Raw genomic sequence first — 19,710 nt, forward strand, 5'->3', positions numbered from 1 at the left:
ACTACTCGCCGGTAGGGCCGGGCGGGGCTTCATCGAGGAGACCGGCGTCGTGGACCAGCAGGGCGATCTGCACCCGGTTGTTGAGGCCCAGCTTGGCGAGCAGCCGGGAGACGTACGTCTTCACGGTGGGCACGCTCATGTAGAGCCCGGCGGCGATCTCGGCGTTGGAGGCGCCCCGGCCGACGGCGAGCGCGACCTGCCGCTCGCGCTCGGCGAGGCCCGCGAGGCGTTCGGCGGCGCCGGCCCGCCGGGGCGGGGCGTCCGGCCGGCCGGCGACGTGGCTCATCAGCCGGCGGGTGACGGCGGGCGAGAGGACGGGCTCGCCGGCGGCGACCCGGCGGACGGCGGTGACGATCTCGGCGGGCGGGGTGTCCTTGAGGACGAAGCCGGAGGCCCCGGCCCGCAGCGCGCGCAGGACCTGCTCGTCGGCGTGGAAGGTGGTCAGGACGATCACCTCGGGGGCGCCGGGGCGGGCCCGCAGCCGCTCGGTGGCGGTGAGCCCGTCGACGTGCGGCATGCGGATGTCCATGAGGACGACGTCGGGGGCGAGCCGGTCGACGAGGTCGGGGACCTCGCTCCCGTCGGATCCCTCGCCGACGATCTCGATGGACTCGGCGCCGCCGAGCATCAGGGTGAGGCCCGCGCGGACCAGGGGGTCGTCGTCGACGAGGAGCAGCCGGATGGTCATGAGGGCCACGGTAGCCAGGCGACGAGGGCGAACCCGCCGCCGGGGGCCGGGCCGTGGTCGAGGCGGCCGCCGGCGAGGGCGGCCCGCTCGGACAGGCCGATGAGCCCCTGGCCGGAGCCGGGGACGTGCGGCACGGGCCCGTCGGGCGCCGGGTTGCGGACCTCGACGGTGAGTCCTTCGCCGGGCCGGCCGCGCAGCACGACGGTGACCGGGGCGCCGGGGGCGTGCTTGCGGGCGTTGGTCAGGCCCTCCTGGGCGATGCGGTAGACGGTCCGGCCGGTGGCGGCGGGCACCGAGCCGGGGTCGTCGACCGTGGTGTCGAGGACGACCTCCGTCCCGGCCTCGCGGGACTCGTCGACGAGCGCGCCGAGGGTGGCGAGGGTGGGCTGCGGCCGGTCGCCGCCGCCGTCCTCCCCGGGGGCGCGCAGCACGCCGATGATCTCGCGCAGGTCCTGGAGGGCGTCGTGGGCGCTGTCGCGGATGACTCCGGCGGCGCGGGCGATCTGCTCGGGCGGGGCGTCGGGCCGGAACTCCAGGGCTCCGGCGTGGACGCTGAGCAGGGTGAGCCGGTGGGCGAGGACGTCGTGCATCTCGCGGGCGATGGCCTCGCGGGCGAGCCGCTGGGCCTGGGCGGCGCGCAGCTCGGCCTCCGCCTCGGCCCGGTCGGCGCGCTCGCGCAGTGCCTCGACGAGCTGGCGGCGGGCGCGCACGAGCATGCCCCAGGCGGTGACCATGAGGGTGAGGGAGACGCCGAGGACGATGCCGAGGGCGGCTCCGGTCTCGGGGTCGGGGCGGACGAAGACGGTGGCGACGGCCCCGGCGAGGGCGAGGGCGAGGATCCAGGCGATGTCCCGGAAGGGACGGCGGACGGCGACGCTGAAGAGGGCCGCGAGCATGGCTCCGGCGGCGGCCGGGACGAGGGCCCCGGCGACCGCGAGGACGGCGGCGAGCCCGGTCGGCCACCGGCGGCGCAGCCAGAGCGCGCAGCAGGCGAGGGCGCCGCCGATCTGGTCCAGCACGTTGACGAGGTCGCCGTTGTACCGGGCGCTGGTGTCGGCCGCGAGGAGCCCGAAGAAGGCGGCGAGGAGGAAGACCGTCGTGTCGACCACCCAGTCCCGGACGGTGCGGCGCGGCCGGGCGGCTCCGGGCCCGCCCGGTCCGGCCAGGTGGGAGGGGAGCAGCCAGCGCTGCCGGTCCGTACGCGTCATATCCGCAATGTACGCAGGTGCGGGCCCTCCGGACGGGTCGCGCGGCCCGTCCGCGACGGAAGTCGCGGGGATCGGTACTTCGGTCGCGGGGCGGTGGACCGGGGACGGACGCGGGGTGCCGGGAGGCGCGTCCATGATCGTCCCATGAGGAGATTTCTTGAGGTGACCGGTTTCCTGCTCGCCGTCTTCGGGGTCTGCGGAGTGGTCCGCGAACTGACGGACGGATGGTTCTCGTTCATGGGCGCCACGCGCTTCCTGACGGAGAACGTGTGGTTCCTGGAGGGCAGGGAGATCTTCGCGAACATCGTGATCGCCGTCCTCGGCCTGGTCCTGATGATCGTCTCGGACCGGGTCGAGAAGGACGGCCGGAAGACCTGATCCCCGGAGGGTCCGACACCCGGGACGGCCGACGCCGGGAAGGGCGGCGGCAGGTCCGGGGCGGGCGCGCGTCAGGCGCGGGGGGCGGTGTCCAGGTGCTCGGCGACGCGGCGGGCGGCGCTGCCGGAGGCGTAGACGGCGGAGCCGACGGCGGCGAGCGGGACGGAGCCGCCGAGGAGGGCGGTCATGAACGGCCAGTCCCGCAGCTCGGCGCAGGGGTCGGCGGGGTCGTACTCCCGGGCGATGAGGGCGGCGCAGTCGCCGCCCTCCTCTCCGTACGGGGTGACGAGGAGGACGGCGAACCAGGCCCAGAGGAGCCCGGCCGCCGCGAGGAGGCCGAGGCCCCAGCCCTGGGAGCGGCGGGCGCGGACGAGGAGCGGGGGCTCGGCGCCCGCTGCGGTGGTGACGACGGTGGGGTTTGTCATGATCACAACCTATCCCGCGTCGGCGCTGCGCCGCCCCCAGGCCGTGCCGCCGAGGACGAGGACCGCGCCCGCCAGCCCGAGGACCCCGGGGCGGTCCCCGGCCAGCGCGATGCCGGCGAGGGCGGCCCACAGCGGTTCGGTGCCGAGCAGCAGGCTGACCCGGGAGGCGGAGGTGCGGCGGACGGCCCACATCTGCACGAAGAAGGCGAAGAGCGTGCAGAAGACGGAGAGGAAGAGCAGCCCGGCCCACTCGCGGGGCCCGAAGTCGAGCGCGGCCGTCCAGGGCGCGGGGCCGCCGCCGGCCGCGGCGAGCAGCGCGAAGACGACCACGGCGGTGCCGAGCTGGACGGTGGTCAGGGAGAGTGCGTCGGCCGACCGGACGGCCTCGGTCCGGGCCATGGCGAGGACGTGGACGGTCCGCGCCACCGCCGCCAGGAGGATCAGCAGGTCGCCGAGGGAGGGGGCGGTGAAGCCCGCGCCCTGGGTGAGCAGCACGACGCCGGCGACGGAGAGCGCGGCGGCGCCGAGGAAGCCGCGCGAGGGCACGGTCCGGGTGACGGCGGCCTCGGCGAGCGGGGTGAGGATCATGGTGAGGCTGATGATCAGGCCCGCGTTGGTGGCGGAGGTGTGCACGACGCCGTAGGTCTCCAGGAGGAAGATCCCGGCGAGGATCACGCCGAGCAGGGCGGCGCCCCGCCACTGCGCGCCGGTCAGCGCCCGCAGCCCGCGCCGGCCGGCGACGACCAGGACGGGCACCACCAGGGCGAAGCGCAGCACCAGGACGGCGACGACGGTGTGGCCGGTGGTGATGCCCTTGGCCGCGAGGTAGCTGCCGCCCCAGAACACGGCGACGAGCAGCAGCGGCAGGTCGGTGAGCCAGGCGCGGCGGCGGGCGGCGAGCGGGACGGATCCGGCGTACGGCGAAGCGGACGGAGCGGCCATGTCGGGGCGGGTCTCCCACGGTCGGAACGGGGTGGAGACTTCGGCGGCTCCCACACGGGAGGCTCACCGTACCCGGCGCCGAACGGTGGTGACCACACCCTTTTCCGCGGCCCGGCCCTCAGGCGTAACTGCCGTACGCGGGGCGGCCCGCGCGCTCGTACGTGTGCAGCGCGACGCCCGTGCTCGTGACGGCCGCCTCGGCGAGCCGGAAGGCGGCCGGCCGGGCCCCCTCGGCGAAGAGGCGGAAGCCGGTGCCGAGGACGACGGGGAAGACGTGCAGGTGGAGGGTGTCGATGAGGTCGTGGGCGAGGAGGGTGCGGGCGAGTCCGCCGCTGCCGTGCATCTGGATCTCCCCGTCGAGGCGCTCCTTGAGGGCGGCTACCTCCTCGACGACGTCGCCGCGCAGCAGGGTCGTGCCGGCCCAGTCGGCGGAGTCGAGGGTGGTGGTGGCGACGTACTTGGGGAGGGAGTTGAGCTTGCTCGCGACGGGATCGTCCGGGTCCGCCCGCTTCGGCCAGTGGCCCGCGAAGATGTCGTAGGTGCGGCGGCCGAGGAGGAAGGCGGTGGGCCGGGCGAAGATGCGGTCGATGTGGCGGCCGAAGTCCTCGTCGCCGAAGGGCACGGACCAGCCGCCGTGCTCGAAGCCGCCGCTGCGGTCCTCGTCGGGGCCGCCGGGGGCCTGGTAGACGCCGTCGAGGGTGAGGAACTGGGTCAGGCTCAGGGTGGCCATGGCGGATGCCTTTCGTCGTGCGCTTCCCTCGTGCTCCACCGGTGTCGACCGCGCAGGGCGCCGGAACTCATCGGTGCGCGGCGAACTCCGTGTCCGATGGCCGCCAGCACGGGCCGCCCGCCCCGAGTTTCCTTGAAAACGCAACCAGTTGTGCGAGACGAGGAGGCTTGGAGCACATGTCCACGATGAACGGGACGGCGGTGCTGGTGACGGGCGGGAGCCGGGGCATCGGCGCGGCGACCGCGGTACGGCTCGCGGAGGAGGGCGCGGACGTCGCCTTCACCTACGTACGCGACGAGGCGGCGGCCAAGGAGGTCGCGGCCCGCATCGAGGCGGCCGGCCGGCGGGCCCTCCCGCTGCGCGCCGACGCGGCCGACGCCGGGGACGCGGCGGGCGCGGTGGACCGGGCGGCGGACGATCTGGGGCGGCTGGACGTCCTGGTCAACAACGTCGGCATCGGCGTCCTCGGCCCGCTGGCCGGACTGACCCTCGCCGACGTGGACCGGGTCCTCGCGGTGAACGTCCGCGCGACCTTCCTCGCCTCCCAGGCGGCTGCGCGGCGGCTGCCGGACGGCGGCCGGATCATCACCATCGGCACCTGCATGACCCGGCGGGTGCCGGGTCCCGGCGGCACGCTCTACACCCTGAGCAAGACCGCCCTGGTGGGCCTGAACCGGGCACTGGCGCGGGAGCTGGGCGGGCGCGGGATCACGGCGAACATCGTCCACCCGGGCCCGGTCGACACCGACCTCAACCCGGCGGACGGCCCGTACGCGGCGGACCAGGCGGCCATGACGGCCCTGGGCCGCTTCGGCACCCCCGAGGAGGTCGCGGCGGCGGTCGCCTACCTGGCGGGCCCCGACGGCCGGTACGTCACGGGCGCCGAGCTGTCGGTGGACGGCGGCCACGCGGCCTGACGGACGGAGGACGGGGCACGAACCCGATGGCGAGTAGCCCCGCCCGGCGACCGGGCCTCGCCCCGCGGAACCCGTACCCCCGGCCACCCCGCCACCTCGCCCGCGGAGCCGTACCTCCCCCCGCAGGACCGGCGAGTGAGCCGAAGGGCGCGCCGGGGGAACGACCCCGAGCGCGCGCAGCCCGTGAGGAACGAGCGGGCGAGCACGGTCGGGGTCGTGAGCCCGGCTCACAGCGCCCGGAGGCGAACCGAGCCTTAAAAAAAAAGGGGGTGGTGTCGTTGCGCGAGGGCGCACCGGTGCTGTCGGGTCGGTGCGCCCTCGCGGGCCGGGCGGGGTGTCGTGCCCGCCCGGTCGTCGCCGGGGCCGGGCGGTGTCGGCCGGCCGGGCCCCGGGGTCGTACGGGCTCCGCTCAGCCGCCGAGTTCCTGGTGGCGGGCGGTGAGCCGGGCCGCGCCCGCTTCGGTGAGGGAGCCGAAGAGGCGGAGGCGGGAGATGCCGCCGTCCGGGTAGATGTCGATCCGGACGCGGGAGCCGACCGCCGGCGCGTCGAGGACGAAGCGGTGGTTGGTGTCGGGCTGGAGGCGGGTGCGGGGCAGGACCTCGGTCCAGTCCTCGGAGCCCTCCGCGGCGACGGAGAGCGCGGCCCAGCCGGCGCTGTTGCCCTTGAGGTAGGCGGTGTCGATCTCGACGGCGCGGATCGCGGACTCGGCGACGAGGGCGTAGCGGATCCAGTCGTTGCCCTTGTCGCGGCGGCGGCGGGTCTCCCAGCCGTCGTCCATCTTGCGGGAGCGGCCGGGCTGGATGGTGTTGGTGGCCGGCGAGTAGAAGCGGTCGGAGGCGTCCTCGACCTGGCCGCCGTTCTCCAGGGCGGCGAGGTCGAAGGTGCCGAGGACGTTCAGCCACGCCGGGTCGGGGGCGACCTCGCCGTACACGCGGAGGCGGGCGATGCCGCCGTCCGGGTGCTGGTTGACGCGGAGGTGGGTGAAGCGCTGTTCGGCGTCGACGGCGAAGCCGTTGGCCGCGTGGCCGCCGATGGCGGTGCGCGGGACGAGGGTCGTCCACTTGACGTCGTCGGCGAGGAGGTCCTCGGGCGAGGGCGAGCCGGGGACGGAGGTGGCCTCGACGGAGACGGCCTGCGGGTAGTTGCCGCGGAAGTGGGCGGTGTCGACGACGATGCCGCGGATGACTCCGGGGGCGCCGAGCCGGACGAGGGCCCAGTCGTGGTCCTCGGCGGTGGGGTGCGGTTCGGCGGCGGAGGCGCCGCGCCGGCGGCGGGTCTCCCAGCCGTCCATGATCTTGCCCTTGTGGCCGAAGTGCTCGGGGTCGAACTCGGCGGCCTCGGGCTTGAGGAGGTTCTCGCGCTCGGCGAAGAACTCGTCGTTGGCGGCGATGACGCCGGCGCCGAGGCGGCGGTCGGCGAGGTCCGCGTACTGGGTGAAGGGGAACTCGGCCGTGCGGTAGTCGGCGTACGGGTCGCCGCCGCCGTAGGGGCTGGCGTCGCCGGTGAAGGAAGGTATGCCGGTCACGGTTCAGTTGTTCCTTTCGAGGAGGCGGCCGGAGGGCTCGGCGAGGGTGCCGCCGTCGTTGATCCTGCGGCCGTGGAGCCAGGTGGACTTGACGACGCCGTGGAGGGTCTTGCCCGCGTAGGCGGTGATGCGGTTGCGGTGCTGGAGCTCGGCCGGGTCGACGGTGAAGGTGGCGTCGGGGTCGATGACGGCGAAGTCGGCGTCGCGTCCGGCCTCGATGGCGCCCTTGCGGTCGAGTCCGGCGAGGCGGGCGGGGCCCTCGGACATCCAGCGGACCACGTCGGTGAGGTCGAAGCCGCGGCGGCGGGCTTCGGTCCAGATGGCGGGGAGGCCGAGCTGGAGGGAGGAGATGCCGCCCCAGGCGGAGGAGAAGTCCGGGGTCTTCAGGTCGGCGGTGGACGGGGAGTGGTCGGAGACGATGCAGTCGATGACGCCGTCGGCGAGTCCCTGCCACAGGGCGTCCTGGTTGACGGCCTCGCGGATGGGCGGGCAGCACTTGAACTCGGTGGCCCCGTCCGGGATCTCCTCCGCGGTCAGCGTCAGGAAGTGCGGACACGACTCCACGGTGACCTTGAGGCCCTCGGCCTTGGCGGCGGCGATGAGCGGCAGCGCCTCCGAGGACGAGAGGTGCAGCACGTGCACGCGGGCGTCGAGCCGGCGGGCCTGGTCGATCAGGTTCTGGATCGCGGTGTTCTCCGCGTCCCTCGGGCGGGAGGCCAGGAAGTCCGCGTACTGCTCCGAGGACTTCTGCGGCGCGGCGGCGAGGTGGTGGGGGTCCTCGGCGTGGACGATCATCAGTCCGCCGAACCCGGCGATCTCCGCCAGCGACTGCGCCAGCTGTTCCTGGTCGAGCTCGGGGAACTCCTCGACGCCGGAGGGCGACAGGAAGCACTTGAAGCCGTAGACGCCGGCGTCGTGCAGGGCGCGCAGGTCCTTGACGTTGTCCGGCAGGGCGCCGCCCCAGAAGCCCACGTCCACGTGGGCCTTCGCCCGCGCCACCTCCTGCTTGACCCGCAGGTTGTCCACCGTGGTGGTCGGCGGCAGGGAGTTCAGCGGCATGTCCACGATCGTCGTGATGCCGCCGGCGGCCGCGGCGCGGGTCGCGGTCCAGAAGCCCTCCCACTCGGTGCGGCCCGGGTCGTTGACGTGCACGTGGGAGTCGACCAGACCGGGGAGGACCACGTCGTCGCCGACGTCCTCCAGGACGGCTCCGGCGGGCACCTCGGCGTCGTGCGGCAGCAGCGCCGCGATCGTCCCGCCCGAGACGGCGATGGCCGCCGGCCGCGTGCCCTCCGGGGTGATGACCCGTGTCGAGCGCAGTACCAGGTTGACGTCCACCATGCCCCTTCCGTTCCGCTTCCCCGAAGCAGAAATTCAACGAACTGTTGAAGGAGTCTGCGGCCGGGACGAGACGGCGTCAAGAGCCCCCATCGCCCCGGGACCTCCACGGTAAGCCGCTTAGATGTTTCCACAAAGTGGAATGCAAATTTCGTACAGTAGAAGGTAGCTCCGCACATGCGGGGCCGACCCGGCCCCCGCCGGGCAGCCGCCGACACCGGACAAACACCCCGCTGACCGGCCCGGACGCCGGGCCCCGCACACAGTGCACGGCCCGGCGGACCGGTAGGCTGCTGCCTTGCCCGCCTGCCCCGAAAGGACCGTTGCCGTGCCGACGTCCAGCGCCAGCACCACCGACGCCGCCAAGCCCGCCGCGAGCGGAGGCGTCCAGTCCCTCGAGCGCGCCTTCGACCTCCTGGAACGGATGGCCGACGCCGGCGGCGAGGTCGGGCTCAGCGAGCTCTCCGCCAGCAGCGGGCTGCCGCTGCCCACCATCCACCGCCTGATGCGCACCCTCGTCGCCTGCGGCTACGTCCGCCAGCAGCCGAACCGGCGGTACGCGCTCGGCCCCCGGCTCATCCGCCTCGGCGAATCCGCCTCCCGCCTCCTCGGCACCTGGGCCCGCCCCTACCTGGCGCGGCTCGTCGAGGAGACCGGCGAGACCGCGAACATGGCGCTGCTCGACGGCGACGAGATCGTCTACGTCGCCCAGGTGCCGTCCAAGCACTCCATGCGCATGTTCACCGAGGTCGGCCGCCGGGTACTGCCGCACTCCACCGGCGTCGGCAAGGCGCTCCTCGCGCACACGCCCGACGACGAGGTGCGCGCCCTGCTCGCCCGCACCGGCATGCCGGCCGCGACCGAGAAGACCATCACCACCGCCGACGGGTTCCTCGCGGCGCTCGCGGACGTGCGGGAGACGGGGTACGCCGTCGACGACAACGAGCAGGAGATAGGAGTCCGCTGCCTCGCGGTCTCCGTCCCCGACTCGCCGACCGCCGCGGCCATCTCCATCTCCGGCCCGGCCGGCCGCGTCACCGAAGCCGCCACGGAGAAGATCGTCCCCATCCTCCAGCAGGTGGCCCGGGAACTCTCCACCGCCCTCACCACCACCACCCTCAACGGCCAGCCGTAACGCCCCACGGCCCCGCCCCGCCACGGCGGACCGTTCCAGGCGCCCCCCGGGCCCGGGACCCGCGCGGGTGCGGTGCCGCCGCCGTTCCGTTGCGGGCGGACGCTCCGCCGGGGCGGTGCCCACCCCTGGGCCCGGGCCCGCGCGGGTGCGGTGCCGCCGCCGTTCCGTTGCGGGCGGGCGCTCCGCCGGGGCGGTGCCCACCCCTGGGCCCGGGCCCGCGCGGATGCGGGACGGGCCGCCGGCGTTCCGTTGTGGGCAATCGTTCCGCTGGGGCGGAACGGGTGGGCACAACGGAACGGCACCCCTCGCGGGTGCCTCCTCTTCCGGGCCTGGACCCGCACCCCAAGTGCGCCGCGCACCGGGTGCGGGTCCAGGCCCGGAAGCCTCGGCCCGGCAGAGGGCGCCGTCCCTGTGCCCACCCGTCCCGCCCTGCGGGACACCTGCCCACAGGGACGACGGCGACAGCCCCGCAAGGGAACGCGGGCGCGGCCCGCAGGGGGACACGGGCGCAGCCCGTGCGGGGGCGCCTGGCGAGGGCGCGGGCGTCGGGTCAGGCCGGGGCCGGGAGGGTCAGGTGGCCGTCCTGGACGGTGGTGACCTCGTCCGCCGCCGTCAGGTGCGCACGGTCGTGCGTGACGAGGACCGTCGCGGTGCGCCGCTCGCGGGTGAGCCCCGCGAGGAGGGCGACGACGGCCGCGCCCCGCTCGTGGTCGAGGGCGCTCGTGGGCTCGTCGACGAGCAGCACCGCGGGTTCGTTCATGAGCGCCCGCGCGATGTTGACGCGCTGCCGCTGGCCGCCGGAGAGCTGGTGCGGCCGGCGCGCGGCCCGGTCCGCGAGGCCGACCGCGTCGAGGAGTTCCATGGCCCGGTCCCGTACCCGCTTCGGCGCGCGCCCCGACAGGTCCGCCATGACCTGGAGCTGTTCGACCGCGGTCAGCGAGGGCAGCAGGTTGGGCTGCTGGAAGACGATCCCGATGGACTCCCGTCGCAGCGCCGCGCGGCCCCCCGCGTCGAGTCCCGCCGTGTCGGTGCCGGCGACGACGACCCGGCCCCGGTCGGGGGTGACGAGGGTGGCGGCGACGGCGAGCAGGCTGGACTTGCCTGAGCCGGAGGGTCCGACGACGGCGGTGAGCCGGCCGGCGGGGACGGTGAGGGAGACCTCGTCGAGGGCGGTGAGCCGCCCGTCGCCGTCGGGGTAGGTGAGGGTCACGGCTTCGAGGACGAGGCTCATCGGGCGCTCCCGAGCGCGGTGAGGGGGTCGACGGCGGTGATGCGCCGGATGGACAGGGCGGAGCCGATGACGCCGAGCACGATGATCACGGCCGCGGGGGTGAGGACGGTCAGGGGTTCCAGGACGAAGGGCACGTCGCCGCCGCTGACGAGCGCGCCGATGCCGACGGCGAGGCCGGTGCCGAGCACCGTGCCGGCGGTCAGCATGAGGACGGCCTGTCCGAGGGCGTCGCGCAGCAGGTAGGGCGTGGACGCGCCGAGCGCCTTGAGGACGGCGACGTCGCCGCTGCGCTGGATGGTCCAGACGGTGAAGAAGGCTCCTATGACGAGCGCGGAGATGACGAAGAGGAAGCCGCGCATGAGCTGGAGGGAGCCGTTCTCGGCCTGGTAGGACCCTATGGCGGTGAGGGCGCCGTCGACGGTCCGCGCCTCGGTGCCGGCGGCGGCGTCGCCCGCCGCCCAGTCGACGCCGTCGCCGCGCAGCGCGAGGACGGTCGCCTGCTCCCCGGTCTCTCCGGCAGCGACGGCGTGTCCGAGCCGCTGCCAGTCGGCGAGCGAGGTCCACACGACGGGCGTGTGGCTGTACGAGGCGTCCCCGGCGACCGCGGTGACGGTGAGGTCCAGGGGGCCGAGCCGGACGGTGTCCCCGGCGCGCGTGCCGAGTTCCTCCGCCGCCGACGCGGACAGGACGGCCCGGCCGGGGGCGACGGCCGCCGGGGCGAGTCCGTCGCCGGGTTCGGTGCCGAAGGCGGAGACGGCGGCGGTCCGGTCGCCGGCGGCCGCGTTGAGGGTGCGGATGCCGAGCGGCGCCGCCCCGGTGACGCCGGGCCGCTCTGCCCAGGCGTCCCGCTGCTTCCCGGTCACCGTGGAGTTGGTGAACGAGACGGACTGGCCGGCCGGCGGGGCGGCGAAGGCGATCCGGTCGGCGGGCAGGCCGGTGATCGCCGAGATGTTCTCCCGCGCGAGTCCGGCCGTCAGCCCGGAAAGGAGCCCCACGAGCAGGGTGATCAGCACGATCACCGTGCCCATGAGGGCGAACCGCCCCTTGGCGAATCTCAGGTCTCTCCATGCCACGAACATGGGGCCAAGCCTGCTGTCGGGGACCCCTCCGGGGCATCGCGCCACGGATGGCTCCTTATTCAAACTTTCGGTTGAGCCGTCCCCTTCGCGCCCTGTCTACGCTGGTGGGGTCATGGATGCCCGCACGCTCACCCCCGCCCTCCGCGCCCTGCGCCTGTGTCTGCACCTCCTCATGGCGGGGCTGCTGGTGCTGGCCGCGGTCCGTGCCCACTCCCCCGCCGGGACGGTCGCCGCGGCGGTGACGGGCGCGGTCTACGCGGCGGGCGCCTGGCTGCCCTCCGTACGGACGTCGCAGCGGGCCGCGGCCTGCTGGCTGGGGGTGCTGGCGCTGTCCTGGCTGGGGCTGCTGTGGGTGACCCCGGAGGGCCTGTGGCTGGCCTTCCCGCTGTACTTCCTCCAGCTGCACCTGCTGCCGGTCCGCTGGTCGCTGCCGGCGGTCGCGCTGACGGCGGGCGCCGCGATCGGCTCGTACGTGGGCCACGGCGCCGCCCTGAACCCGGGTGTCTTCATCGGGCCGCTGCTCGGGGCGGCGGTGGCGGTGGCGACGGTCCTCGGCTATCAGGCGCTGTACCGGGAGAGCGAGCGGCGGCGGCGGCTGATCGAGGAGCTGATCGCCACCCGGGCCGAGCTGGCGGCGGCGGAGCGGCACGCGGGGACGCTGGCGGAGCGGGAGCGGCTGGCCCGGGAGATCCACGACACGCTCGCGCAGGGTCTTTCGTCGATCCAGCTGCTGCTGCGGGCGGCCGAGCGGGCGCTGCCCGCGGGTTCGCCGGCGGCGGGGCACATCGACCGGGCGCGGCAGGCGGCGCAGGACAATCTGGCGGAGGCCCGCCGGTTCGTGCGGGCGCTGACGCCGCCGGACCTGGAGCACGGTTCGCTGGCGGCGGCCCTGGAGCGGCTGTGCGAGCCGGGGGCGGGGCCGAGGGCCCGGTTCTCGGTGAGCGGGACGCCGGTGGAGCTGCCGACGCCGTACGAGGTGGCGCTGCTGCGGATCGCGCAGTCGGCGCTGGGGAACACGGTGCGGCACGCGGGGGCGGAGCGGGTGGAGATCACCCTGTCGTTCATGGAGGACGCGGTGGCGCTGGACGTGGTGGACGACGGGAAGGGCTTCGACCCGGAGGGGGTGCGGCCGTCCGCCGACGGCGGCGGGTTCGGACTGCCGGCGATGCGCTCGCGGGCCCGGTCGCTGGGCGGCACGTTCACGGTCGAGTCGGCGCCGGGGCAGGGCACGGCCGTCGCGGTGACCCTGCCGCTGCCCGCCGGGGGTGCCGCGTGACGGGCCCCGCGCCGGTCCGGCTGCTGCTGGCCGACGACCATCCGGTGGTGCGGGCCGGGCTGCGCGCGGTCCTGGACACCGAGCCGGGCTTCACGGTGGTCGCGGAGGCGGCGACGGCGGAGCGCGCGGTGGAGCTGGCGGCGGCCGGGGGCGTCGACGTGGTCCTGATGGACCTCCAGTTCGGCGCGGGGATGCACGGTTCGGAGGCGACGGCTGCGATCACGGCCGTGCCGGGCGGGCCGAAGGTGCTGGTGCTGACCACGTACGACACGGACGCGGACATCCTGGCGGCGGTGGAGGCGGGCGCCTCGGGCTATCTGCTGAAGGACGCGCCGCCGGAGGAGCTGGCGGCGGCGGTGCGGACGGCGGCGGCCGGCCAGTCGGCGCTGGCGCCCGCGGTGGCGCACCGGCTGATGGACCGGATGCGGACCCCGGCGGAGGCGCTGACGAAGCGGGAGCTGGAGGTGCTCCAGCTGGTCGGCGAGGGCCTGTCGAACCAGCAGATCAGCAAGGTGCTCTTCCTCAGCCAGGCGACGGTCAAGTCGCATCTGGTGCACGTCTTCGCCAAGCTGGGCGTGGACTCGCGGACGGCGGCGGTGGCGGCGGCCCGGGAGCGGCGGCTGATCCGGCGGTAGCCCGTACGCGGGGCGGTGCCGGTCCGAGCGGGGCGGTGCCGGGCGGTGCCGGCCGGGGCGGGTCAGCGCTGGACGGGCGGGCCGGGCGGACCGAAGAGCTCGACCGCGTGGCGCACCCCCGCCAGGGCTTCGGACAGGGCGCTGACGGAGCCGAGGGAGCCGGCCACGAGGAGCAGGCTGCGGCGCAGCCGCCACACCTCGGGGGCGCCGCTCACCGCCATCGCGTCGAGCGCGGCGAGTTCGTCCTCGGCGATCTCGCGGTCGGCGAGGTCCACCCGGTGTGCGGCGAGTTCGCGCCGGAGGCGGGAGACGGCGGACCGCAGTCCGGTCACCCTCGGGTCCACTGCCTGGCCGGTCACTCGCCTCTGCCCCACGCTCCGCACCACGGCCCCCCGCTCCGAGACGTACGTTCCCCATGGCTCCGGACGGTGGTCGGGCGTCCTGAGTGGGGGTCAGTTAACCTCCCGGCCGCCCGGTGGGGAAGAGGCCGCGGCCCGCATTCATGCGACCGTGTCATTCCGTGGCATGCGGTATGCAGTCCCCATGACGAAGACAGCCGCTCCCCTCCCTTCCTCCCCTTCCTCACCGCCCCTGGTCGCGGGGCTGCTGCTCGCCGCGGGCGGCGGGCGCCGGCTGGGCGGGCGCCCCAAGGCGCTGCTGCCGTACCGGGGGCGTCCGCTGGTCGAGCACGCGGTGCGGGTGCTGCGCGAGGGCGGCTGCGCGGTGGTGCACGTGGTGCTGGGCGCGGCGGCGGAGCGCGTGCGGGAGCGGGCGGAGCTGGCGGGGTGCGTGGTGGTGGAGAACCCGGGGTGGGACGGCGGGATGGGCTCGTCCCTGCGGGTGGGGCTGGCGTCGCTGGCAGCGGATCCGCGCGGGGTGGACGCGGCGCTGGTGTCGCTGGTGGACCAGCCGGGGATCGGGGCCGCGGCGGTGGCCCGGGTGCGGGGGGCGTACGGGGCGCGGGACGCGCTGGCGGCGGCCTCGTACGGCGGGCGGCGGGGGCATCCGGTGCTGTTCGGGGCGGACCGGTGGGCGGGGATCGCGGCGGGCGCGGAGGGCGACCGGGGGGCGCGGGACTACCTGGCGGCGCACCGGGACGCGGTGGCGCTGGTGGAGTGCGGGGACGTGGCGGAGCCGTTCGACATCGACACGGAGGCCGATCTGTACCGCCTGGAGGGGTGAGCGGAGCCGGGGACGGGCACCTGGAGTGAAGGGGCTGGCACCCGGAGCCATGTTCTGTCGACCCGAAGAATCTCGACATCAACAAACGATTGAACTTCCACCATGAGGAAACTAATATCCACTGCATAGAAGCGCCTGAGCCCCTGTGACGGCGCTCGCGGCCGTATCTCGGCACCAGCGGCACTCCGTGCCGTCCGTGACGCCCGGCGGCCGCAAGGCACCGCACGCGTAGTCCGCTGAAGGAAGTGACAGTTCATGTCCGCACCAGCGCCGTCCCCCCTGGTCGTCGTCGACGCCGAGCCCCTGCCGCGCCAGGAGGAGGTGCTGACGGAGGCGGCCCTCGCCTTCGTCGCCGAGCTCCACCGCCGGTTCACCCCGCGCCGTGACGAGCTGCTGGCCCGCCGCGCCGAGCGCCGGGCCGAGATCGCCCGCACCTCCACCCTCGACTTCCTGCCGGAGACCGCGGCGATCCGCGCCGACGACTCCTGGAAGGTCGCGCCGGCCCCGGCGGCCCTGAACGACCGCCGCGTCGAGATCACCGGCCCGACCGACCGGAAGATGACGATCAACGCCCTCAACTCGGGCGCGCGGGTGTGGCTCGCGGACTTCGAGGACGCTTCGGCCCCCACCTGGGAGAACGTGGTCCTCGGTCAGCTCAACCTGATCGACGCGTACACCCGGAACATCGACTTCACCGACGCCCGCACCGGCAAGTCGTACGCCCTGAAGCCCGCAGAGGAGCTGGCGACGGTCGTCATGCGCCCGCGCGGCTGGCACCTGGAGGAGCGTCACCTCGCCTTCGAGGGACGCGCGGTGCCCGGTGCCCTCGTCGACTTCGGCCTGTACTTCTTCCACAACGCGCAGCGCCTGATCGACCTCGGCAAGGGCCCGTACTTCTACCTGCCGAAGACCGAGTCGCACCTGGAGGCCCGCCTCTGGAACGACATCTTCGTCTTCGCCCAGGACTACGTCGGCATCCCGCAGGGCACCGTCCGCGCCACGGTCCTCATCGAGACCATCACGGCCGCGTACGAGATGGAGGAGATCCTCTACGAGCTCCGCGACCACGCCGCCGGCCTCAACGCGGGCCGCTGGGACTACCTCTTCTCCATCGTCAAGAACTTCCGTGACGGCGGGCAGAAGTTCGTCCTCCCGGACCGCAACGCGGTCACGATGACGGCCCCGTTCATGCGCGCGTACACCGAACTCCTCGTCCGCACCTGCCACAAGCGCGGCGCGCACGCGATCGGCGGCATGGCGGCCTTCATCCCGTCCCGCAAGGACGCCGAGGTCAACAAGGTCGCCTTCGAGAAGGTCAAGGCCGACAAGGACCGCGAGGCCGGCGACGGCTTCGACGGCTCCTGGGTCGCCCACCCCGACCTGGTCCCGATCGCCATGGCCTCCTTCGACGCCGTCCTCGGCGACAGGCCGAACCAGAAGGACCGCCTCCGCGAGGACGTCTCGGTGGCCCCCGGCGACCTCATCGCCATCGACTCGCTCGACGCGAAGCCCACCTACGACGGCCTGCGCAACGCGGCCCAGGTCGGCATCCGCTACATCGAGGCGTGGCTGCGCGGCCTCGGCGCCGTCGCCATCTTCAACCTGATGGAGGACGCGGCCACCGCCGAGATCTCCCGCTCGCAGATCTGGCAGTGGATCAACGCCGGCGTGGTCTTCGAGAACGGCGAGACCGCCACCCCCGAGCTGGCCCGCAAGGTCGCCGCCGAGGAGCTCGCCGCCATCCGCGCCGAGATCGGCGAGGAGGCCTTCGCGGCCGGCAAGTGGCAGCAGGCCCACGACCTCCTCCTCCACGTCTCCCTCGACGCGGACTACGCGGACTTCCTCACCCTCCCCGCGTACGAGCAGCTCGTCGGCTGATCTCCCGCACCACCCGTGCCAGGGCCCGCCCCCCGGAAAACGCACAGCTCCGGGGGCCGGGCCCTGACGCGTCACAGGCGACGTGACGCAACCGAGATATGCAGCTACCTAGCGGTAATAAGTCAGCGCGTGCGAGATTCCGCCATGCCACCGGCCGGCGGCCGTCCCCCACACCACTGCGCACCGCAGGAGCACAGCCATGCCCTCCCCCCACCGCGCGCTGCGCGCGTTCCTGGCACTGTGTACCGCCGCCGGACTGGCCACCGCCGCCGCCCCGGCCGCCCAGGCCTCCCCGGGCGGCGGTCCCACCGCCGTCGTCGCCATGGGCGACAGCTACATCTCCGGCGAGGCCGGCCGCTGGCTCGGCAACGGCCTCACGAACTCCGGGAGCCGCGACGGCACCGACCGCGCCTGGACCGGCAGCGGATACGACCCCTCGCGGGTGTACGGCTCCACCGCCGGCGGCTGCCACCGCTCGGACGTCTCCGAGGTCAGGAGCGCCGGACCGATCGCGACCGAGCTGATCAACCTGGCCTGCTCCGGGGCGACCACCGAGAACGTCGTCCGCGCCGCGCGGGGCGGCCTGGCGTACAAGGGCGAGGCCCCGCAGGCCGACCGGCTGGCCGCCGTCGCCGCCACGCACGACGTGGAGCTGATCGCCCTGTCGATCGGCGGCAACGACCTCGGCTTCGCCGACATCATCACCGCCTGCGCCACCGACTACCTCGTCTGGTACTCCTACTGCCACGACGACCAGCAGGCCGAGGTCGACGCCAGGATCGACGCCGTGACGGCCTCCGTCGGCACGGCCGTCGACGAGATCCGCGCGGTGATGAGCGGCGCGGGCTACGCGGCCTCCGACTACCGGATCGTGCTCCAGTCCTACCCCTCGCCGCTCCCCCGCGCCGCCGAGAACCGCTACTCCGAGAGCGGCTGGTCGCGGACGAACACCGGCGGCTGCCCGTTCTGGAACGAGGACTCCGACTGGGCGCGGGACTCCCTCGTCCCGCAGCTCTCCGGGCGGCTGCGGCAGGTCGCGGTGGCGAAGGGCGCGCAGTTCCTCGACCTGCGGGACGCGCTCCAGGGACGCGAGGTGTGCGCGAAGGCGAGCCGCCAGGCGACGGCGTCCCAGCCGCCGTCCGGGGCGACCGCCGAGTGGGCGCGGTGGATCGACAGCCGGTCCACCCAGGGCCTCGTCCAGGAGTCGATGCACCCCAACGCCTACGGGCAGCAGGCGCTCGGGCGGTGCCTCGCCCTGATCCGCGCCGTCCCCTCGGGCCACCGCGCCTGCCGGAACACGGCGGGCGCGGGCCCCTCGGGGATGTACCTCACGGCGGGGTGACGCCCAGCGGGCCGAGGACCCGGCGCGTCCCGTGCGGATCGGCCGCCGTCAGCTCGCGGAGCAGGGCGGCCGAGCCGCCCGGCCAGTCGGCGGCGGCCGCGTCGAAGGCGGCCCGGCGGGACTCCAGCGGGCCCTTCTTGCCGGGCAGTCGGTCGAGGAGGTGCAGGGCGCGGGCCGACGGCGGCACCTGGACCGGGTCGGCCTCCTCGCCGCGGACGTGGAGGGCGTGCAGGGCGTAGGCGCCGATCACCGGATCGCGCAGGGCCGCGCGCAGGGCGCCCGGCGGGGCGGCGGCGGTGTCGAGGAGCCCGAAGAGGGCCCGTACGTCCGCCCCTTCGGAGGCGTGGGCGTGGACGGCGCCGAGGGCCGCGAGCAGTTCCGTCCACGCCTCCGCGGTGTCGCCGCGCGCGCGGAGCCAGTCGGCGAGCACGCGCGCGGCGGGGGCGTGCGGCCACCGGGCCGCGGCGGCCGCCAGCTCCCGCGCGGACCAGGCGGCGGCCTCGGCGGCGGTGGGCGCGGCGACCCGGCGGACCCGCAGGAGGTAGCGGACGGTGGCGGCGCCGCGCGGGGTCAGCCCGAAGGCGTCGCCGGAGCGCAGGACGAGGCCGGTGGCGGCGAGCCGGTCGGCGACGGCGGCGAGTTCGCGGGCCGGGCCCTCCAGGCGGGCCCGGTCGTCCTCGCCGAGCCCGGCGGAGCCGAGCAGCCGGACGAGTTCGGGCACCGGCGGGGTGGCGTACGGGCCGCCGGCGCCCTCCGGCACGGTCACCGGCACGTCCTCCAGGGCCGGGTCGACGGTCCAGTCCTCGTACTCGGCGGCGCGGCGGGCGATCGAGTCGGCGGCGCAGCCGCGCTGGTAGAGCGCGTACAGCAGGTGCGGGGCCTCGCCGCCGTACGGCTCGTACTCCTCCTCGGCCAGTTCCTCGACGGCGGCGAGCAGCGCGTCGGCGTCCCGCTCGGCCTCGCCCTCCTCGACGGCGTGGGGCGGCGGGACGGGGATCGCGGGGTCGCCGTGGTAGTCCATGTGCTCGTCGAGCAGGGCGTCGGCGAGCACGAGGTGGGGGAAGTCGTCCGGGCCGGGCGCGAACCGCGCGTGGGCCCCCGTGAGCTCGTCGGCGAGCCCGGCGGCGGTCCAGCGGTCCAGGAGCGCGGCGGCGACCCGGCCGATCCCGGCGGCGACGGCGTGGTCGCCGAGGAGCGGCCCGGCGGCGGGCGGGTGCTCGGCGTCCCGTACGTAGGCGCGGGCGACGGCCTCGGTGAGCACGGTGTCCGCGAGCGCGGTCCGCCCCATGAGGTCGGTCCGCAGCACGCCGTCGGGCAGCGGCGCCCCTTCGAGGGCGCCGAGCCTGCGCCGCACGTCCTCGGGGTCGGTGAGGTCGGTGCCCATGGTCCGCAGCAGGGAGGCGTACCAGCGGTGCCAGGTGAGGTTCCCGGGGTCGGTCATGGCCCGCTCGAAGTCCCCGGCACTCTCCTCCACGGCGGCCGCGATCCGCTCGCGCACCCCGTCGTCGAACCAGGCGGCGAGCTCCCCGACGACCGCCGGATAGCCCGCCAGCTCGCCCGGGGCGACGTGCACGAAGGCGGGCAGGTCCTCGACGAGCAGCCGCCGCACCAGCTCCGGCGTCGGCTCGGGCAGTCCGCCCGTCCGGTCGGCCCCGCGCAGGGCGAGGAGGCCGAGGACGACCTCGGCGGCCCGGCGGAACGCGGGGTCACGGTGCTCCGGCCTGCCGTCGAGCAGTTCCAGGAACCTGTCCAGCCCAGTATTGGTGAGAACGGTCTCGGCCACGGTTCCAGGGTAGTTCGG

Annotated in this window: 19 protein-coding genes; 8 read left to right on the top strand and 11 right to left on the bottom strand. The window is 75.0% G+C overall.

What is annotated here, in order from left to right; translation table 11 throughout:
* Nucleotide 1 precedes the first annotated feature (1 nt).
* Together IE326_RS01605 and IE326_RS01610 are read right to left on the bottom strand one after the other, a co-directional pair.
* Nucleotides 2-688 (bottom strand): response regulator transcription factor, encoded by a 687-nt coding sequence (locus tag IE326_RS01605; RefSeq protein WP_150235501.1) that lies wholly within the window; start codon nucleotides 686-688, stop codon nucleotides 2-4.
* Nucleotides 685-1,896 carry a sensor histidine kinase gene (locus IE326_RS01610; protein ID WP_190040610.1) on the bottom strand — a complete coding sequence of 404 codons (1,212 nt, stop codon included), beginning with the start codon at nucleotides 1,894-1,896 and terminating at the stop codon, nucleotides 685-687. The genes IE326_RS01605 and IE326_RS01610 overlap by 4 nt, the downstream gene beginning before the upstream one ends.
* A gap of 144 nt (nucleotides 1,897-2,040) precedes the next feature.
* Here IE326_RS01610 and IE326_RS01615 point away from each other — a divergent pair, with 144 nt between their 5' ends.
* Entirely contained in the window at nucleotides 2,041-2,274 is a 234-nt protein-coding gene (locus IE326_RS01615) for a hypothetical protein (RefSeq protein WP_150235505.1), read from the top strand.
* Nucleotides 2,275-2,345: 71 nt separating this feature from the next.
* Here the strand turns inward: IE326_RS01615 and IE326_RS01620 are convergent, their stop codons facing one another.
* The 3 genes from IE326_RS01620 to IE326_RS01630 form a co-directional block, all read right to left on the bottom strand.
* On the bottom strand, nucleotides 2,346-2,699 hold the full coding sequence (locus IE326_RS01620) for a hypothetical protein (RefSeq protein WP_190040611.1): 354 nt from the start codon (nucleotides 2,697-2,699) through the stop codon (nucleotides 2,346-2,348).
* A 9-nt stretch (nucleotides 2,700-2,708) separates the two neighbouring features.
* A complete protein-coding gene (locus tag IE326_RS01625) occupies nucleotides 2,709-3,641 on the bottom strand; it encodes a DMT family transporter (protein ID WP_150235510.1) in 933 nt (310 codons plus the stop codon).
* Nucleotides 3,642-3,759: 118 nt separating this feature from the next.
* Nucleotides 3,760-4,371 carry a dihydrofolate reductase family protein gene (locus tag IE326_RS01630; protein WP_190040612.1) on the bottom strand — a complete coding sequence of 204 codons (612 nt, stop codon included), beginning with the start codon at nucleotides 4,369-4,371 and terminating at the stop codon, nucleotides 3,760-3,762.
* A 176-nt stretch (nucleotides 4,372-4,547) separates the two neighbouring features.
* Here IE326_RS01630 and IE326_RS01635 point away from each other — a divergent pair, with 176 nt between their 5' ends.
* Complete coding sequence (locus IE326_RS01635) at nucleotides 4,548-5,288, top strand: SDR family NAD(P)-dependent oxidoreductase (protein ID WP_190040613.1); 741 nt, start codon at nucleotides 4,548-4,550, stop codon at nucleotides 5,286-5,288.
* A gap of 409 nt (nucleotides 5,289-5,697) precedes the next feature.
* On the opposite strand, the gene alc is transcribed toward IE326_RS01635, so the two are convergent.
* Both alc and allB read right to left on the bottom strand, forming a co-directional pair.
* On the bottom strand, nucleotides 5,698-6,813 hold the full coding sequence (gene alc / locus IE326_RS01640) for an allantoicase (RefSeq protein WP_190040614.1): 1,116 nt from the start codon (nucleotides 6,811-6,813) through the stop codon (nucleotides 5,698-5,700).
* A 3-nt stretch (nucleotides 6,814-6,816) separates the two neighbouring features.
* Complete coding sequence (gene allB, locus IE326_RS01645) at nucleotides 6,817-8,154, bottom strand: allantoinase AllB (protein WP_150235518.1); 1,338 nt, start codon at nucleotides 8,152-8,154, stop codon at nucleotides 6,817-6,819.
* A 325-nt stretch (nucleotides 8,155-8,479) separates the two neighbouring features.
* Here allB and IE326_RS01650 point away from each other — a divergent pair, with 325 nt between their 5' ends.
* Entirely contained in the window at nucleotides 8,480-9,286 is an 807-nt protein-coding gene (locus IE326_RS01650) for an IclR family transcriptional regulator (protein WP_150235520.1), read from the top strand.
* 550 nt (nucleotides 9,287-9,836) lie between these two features.
* Here the strand turns inward: IE326_RS01650 and IE326_RS01655 are convergent.
* Together IE326_RS01655 and IE326_RS01660 are read right to left on the bottom strand one after the other, a co-directional pair.
* A complete protein-coding gene (locus IE326_RS01655) occupies nucleotides 9,837-10,517 on the bottom strand; it encodes an ABC transporter ATP-binding protein (RefSeq protein ID WP_190040615.1) in 681 nt (226 codons plus the stop codon).
* Nucleotides 10,514-11,596 (bottom strand): ABC transporter permease, encoded by a 1,083-nt coding sequence (locus IE326_RS01660; protein WP_190040616.1) that lies wholly within the window; start codon nucleotides 11,594-11,596, stop codon nucleotides 10,514-10,516. The genes IE326_RS01655 and IE326_RS01660 overlap by 4 nt, the downstream gene beginning before the upstream one ends.
* A gap of 112 nt (nucleotides 11,597-11,708) precedes the next feature.
* On the opposite strand from IE326_RS01660, the gene IE326_RS01665 reads away from it, so the two are divergent.
* Entirely contained in the window at nucleotides 11,709-12,872 is a 1,164-nt protein-coding gene (locus tag IE326_RS01665; protein ID WP_190040617.1) for a sensor histidine kinase, read from the top strand.
* Nucleotides 12,869-13,507: a response regulator gene (locus tag IE326_RS01670; RefSeq protein ID WP_150235528.1), complete on the top strand. Its 639-nt coding sequence runs from the start codon at nucleotides 12,869-12,871 to the stop codon at nucleotides 13,505-13,507. Before IE326_RS01665 ends, IE326_RS01670 begins: the two co-directional genes overlap by 4 nt.
* A gap of 62 nt (nucleotides 13,508-13,569) precedes the next feature.
* On the opposite strand, the gene IE326_RS01675 is transcribed toward IE326_RS01670, so the two are convergent.
* Nucleotides 13,570-13,881: a DUF5955 family protein gene (locus IE326_RS01675; RefSeq protein WP_229915163.1), complete on the bottom strand. Its 312-nt coding sequence runs from the start codon at nucleotides 13,879-13,881 to the stop codon at nucleotides 13,570-13,572.
* Between the two features lie 169 nt (nucleotides 13,882-14,050).
* On the opposite strand from IE326_RS01675, the gene IE326_RS01680 reads away from it, so the two are divergent.
* From IE326_RS01680 to IE326_RS01690, 3 genes are all read left to right on the top strand, one after another.
* Nucleotides 14,051-14,689: a nucleotidyltransferase family protein gene (locus IE326_RS01680; RefSeq protein ID WP_150235531.1), complete on the top strand. Its 639-nt coding sequence runs from the start codon at nucleotides 14,051-14,053 to the stop codon at nucleotides 14,687-14,689.
* Between the two features lie 255 nt (nucleotides 14,690-14,944).
* Nucleotides 14,945-16,567, top strand: coding sequence for a malate synthase A (gene aceB / locus IE326_RS01685; RefSeq protein ID WP_150235533.1), 1,623 nt, complete (start codon nucleotides 14,945-14,947; stop codon nucleotides 16,565-16,567).
* A 199-nt stretch (nucleotides 16,568-16,766) separates the two neighbouring features.
* Complete coding sequence (locus tag IE326_RS01690) at nucleotides 16,767-17,909, top strand: GDSL-type esterase/lipase family protein (RefSeq protein ID WP_190040620.1); 1,143 nt, start codon at nucleotides 16,767-16,769, stop codon at nucleotides 17,907-17,909.
* On the opposite strand, the gene IE326_RS01695 is transcribed toward IE326_RS01690, so the two are convergent.
* Complete coding sequence (locus IE326_RS01695; protein WP_190040621.1) at nucleotides 17,896-19,692, bottom strand: hypothetical protein; 1,797 nt, start codon at nucleotides 19,690-19,692, stop codon at nucleotides 17,896-17,898. The genes IE326_RS01690 and IE326_RS01695 overlap by 14 nt on opposite strands.
* Nucleotides 19,693-19,710: the final 18 nt, after the last annotated feature.

It is taken from the genome of Streptomyces filamentosus (assembly GCF_014654895.1).
Lineage (GTDB): Bacteria > Actinomycetota > Actinomycetes > Streptomycetales > Streptomycetaceae > Streptomyces > Streptomyces filamentosus.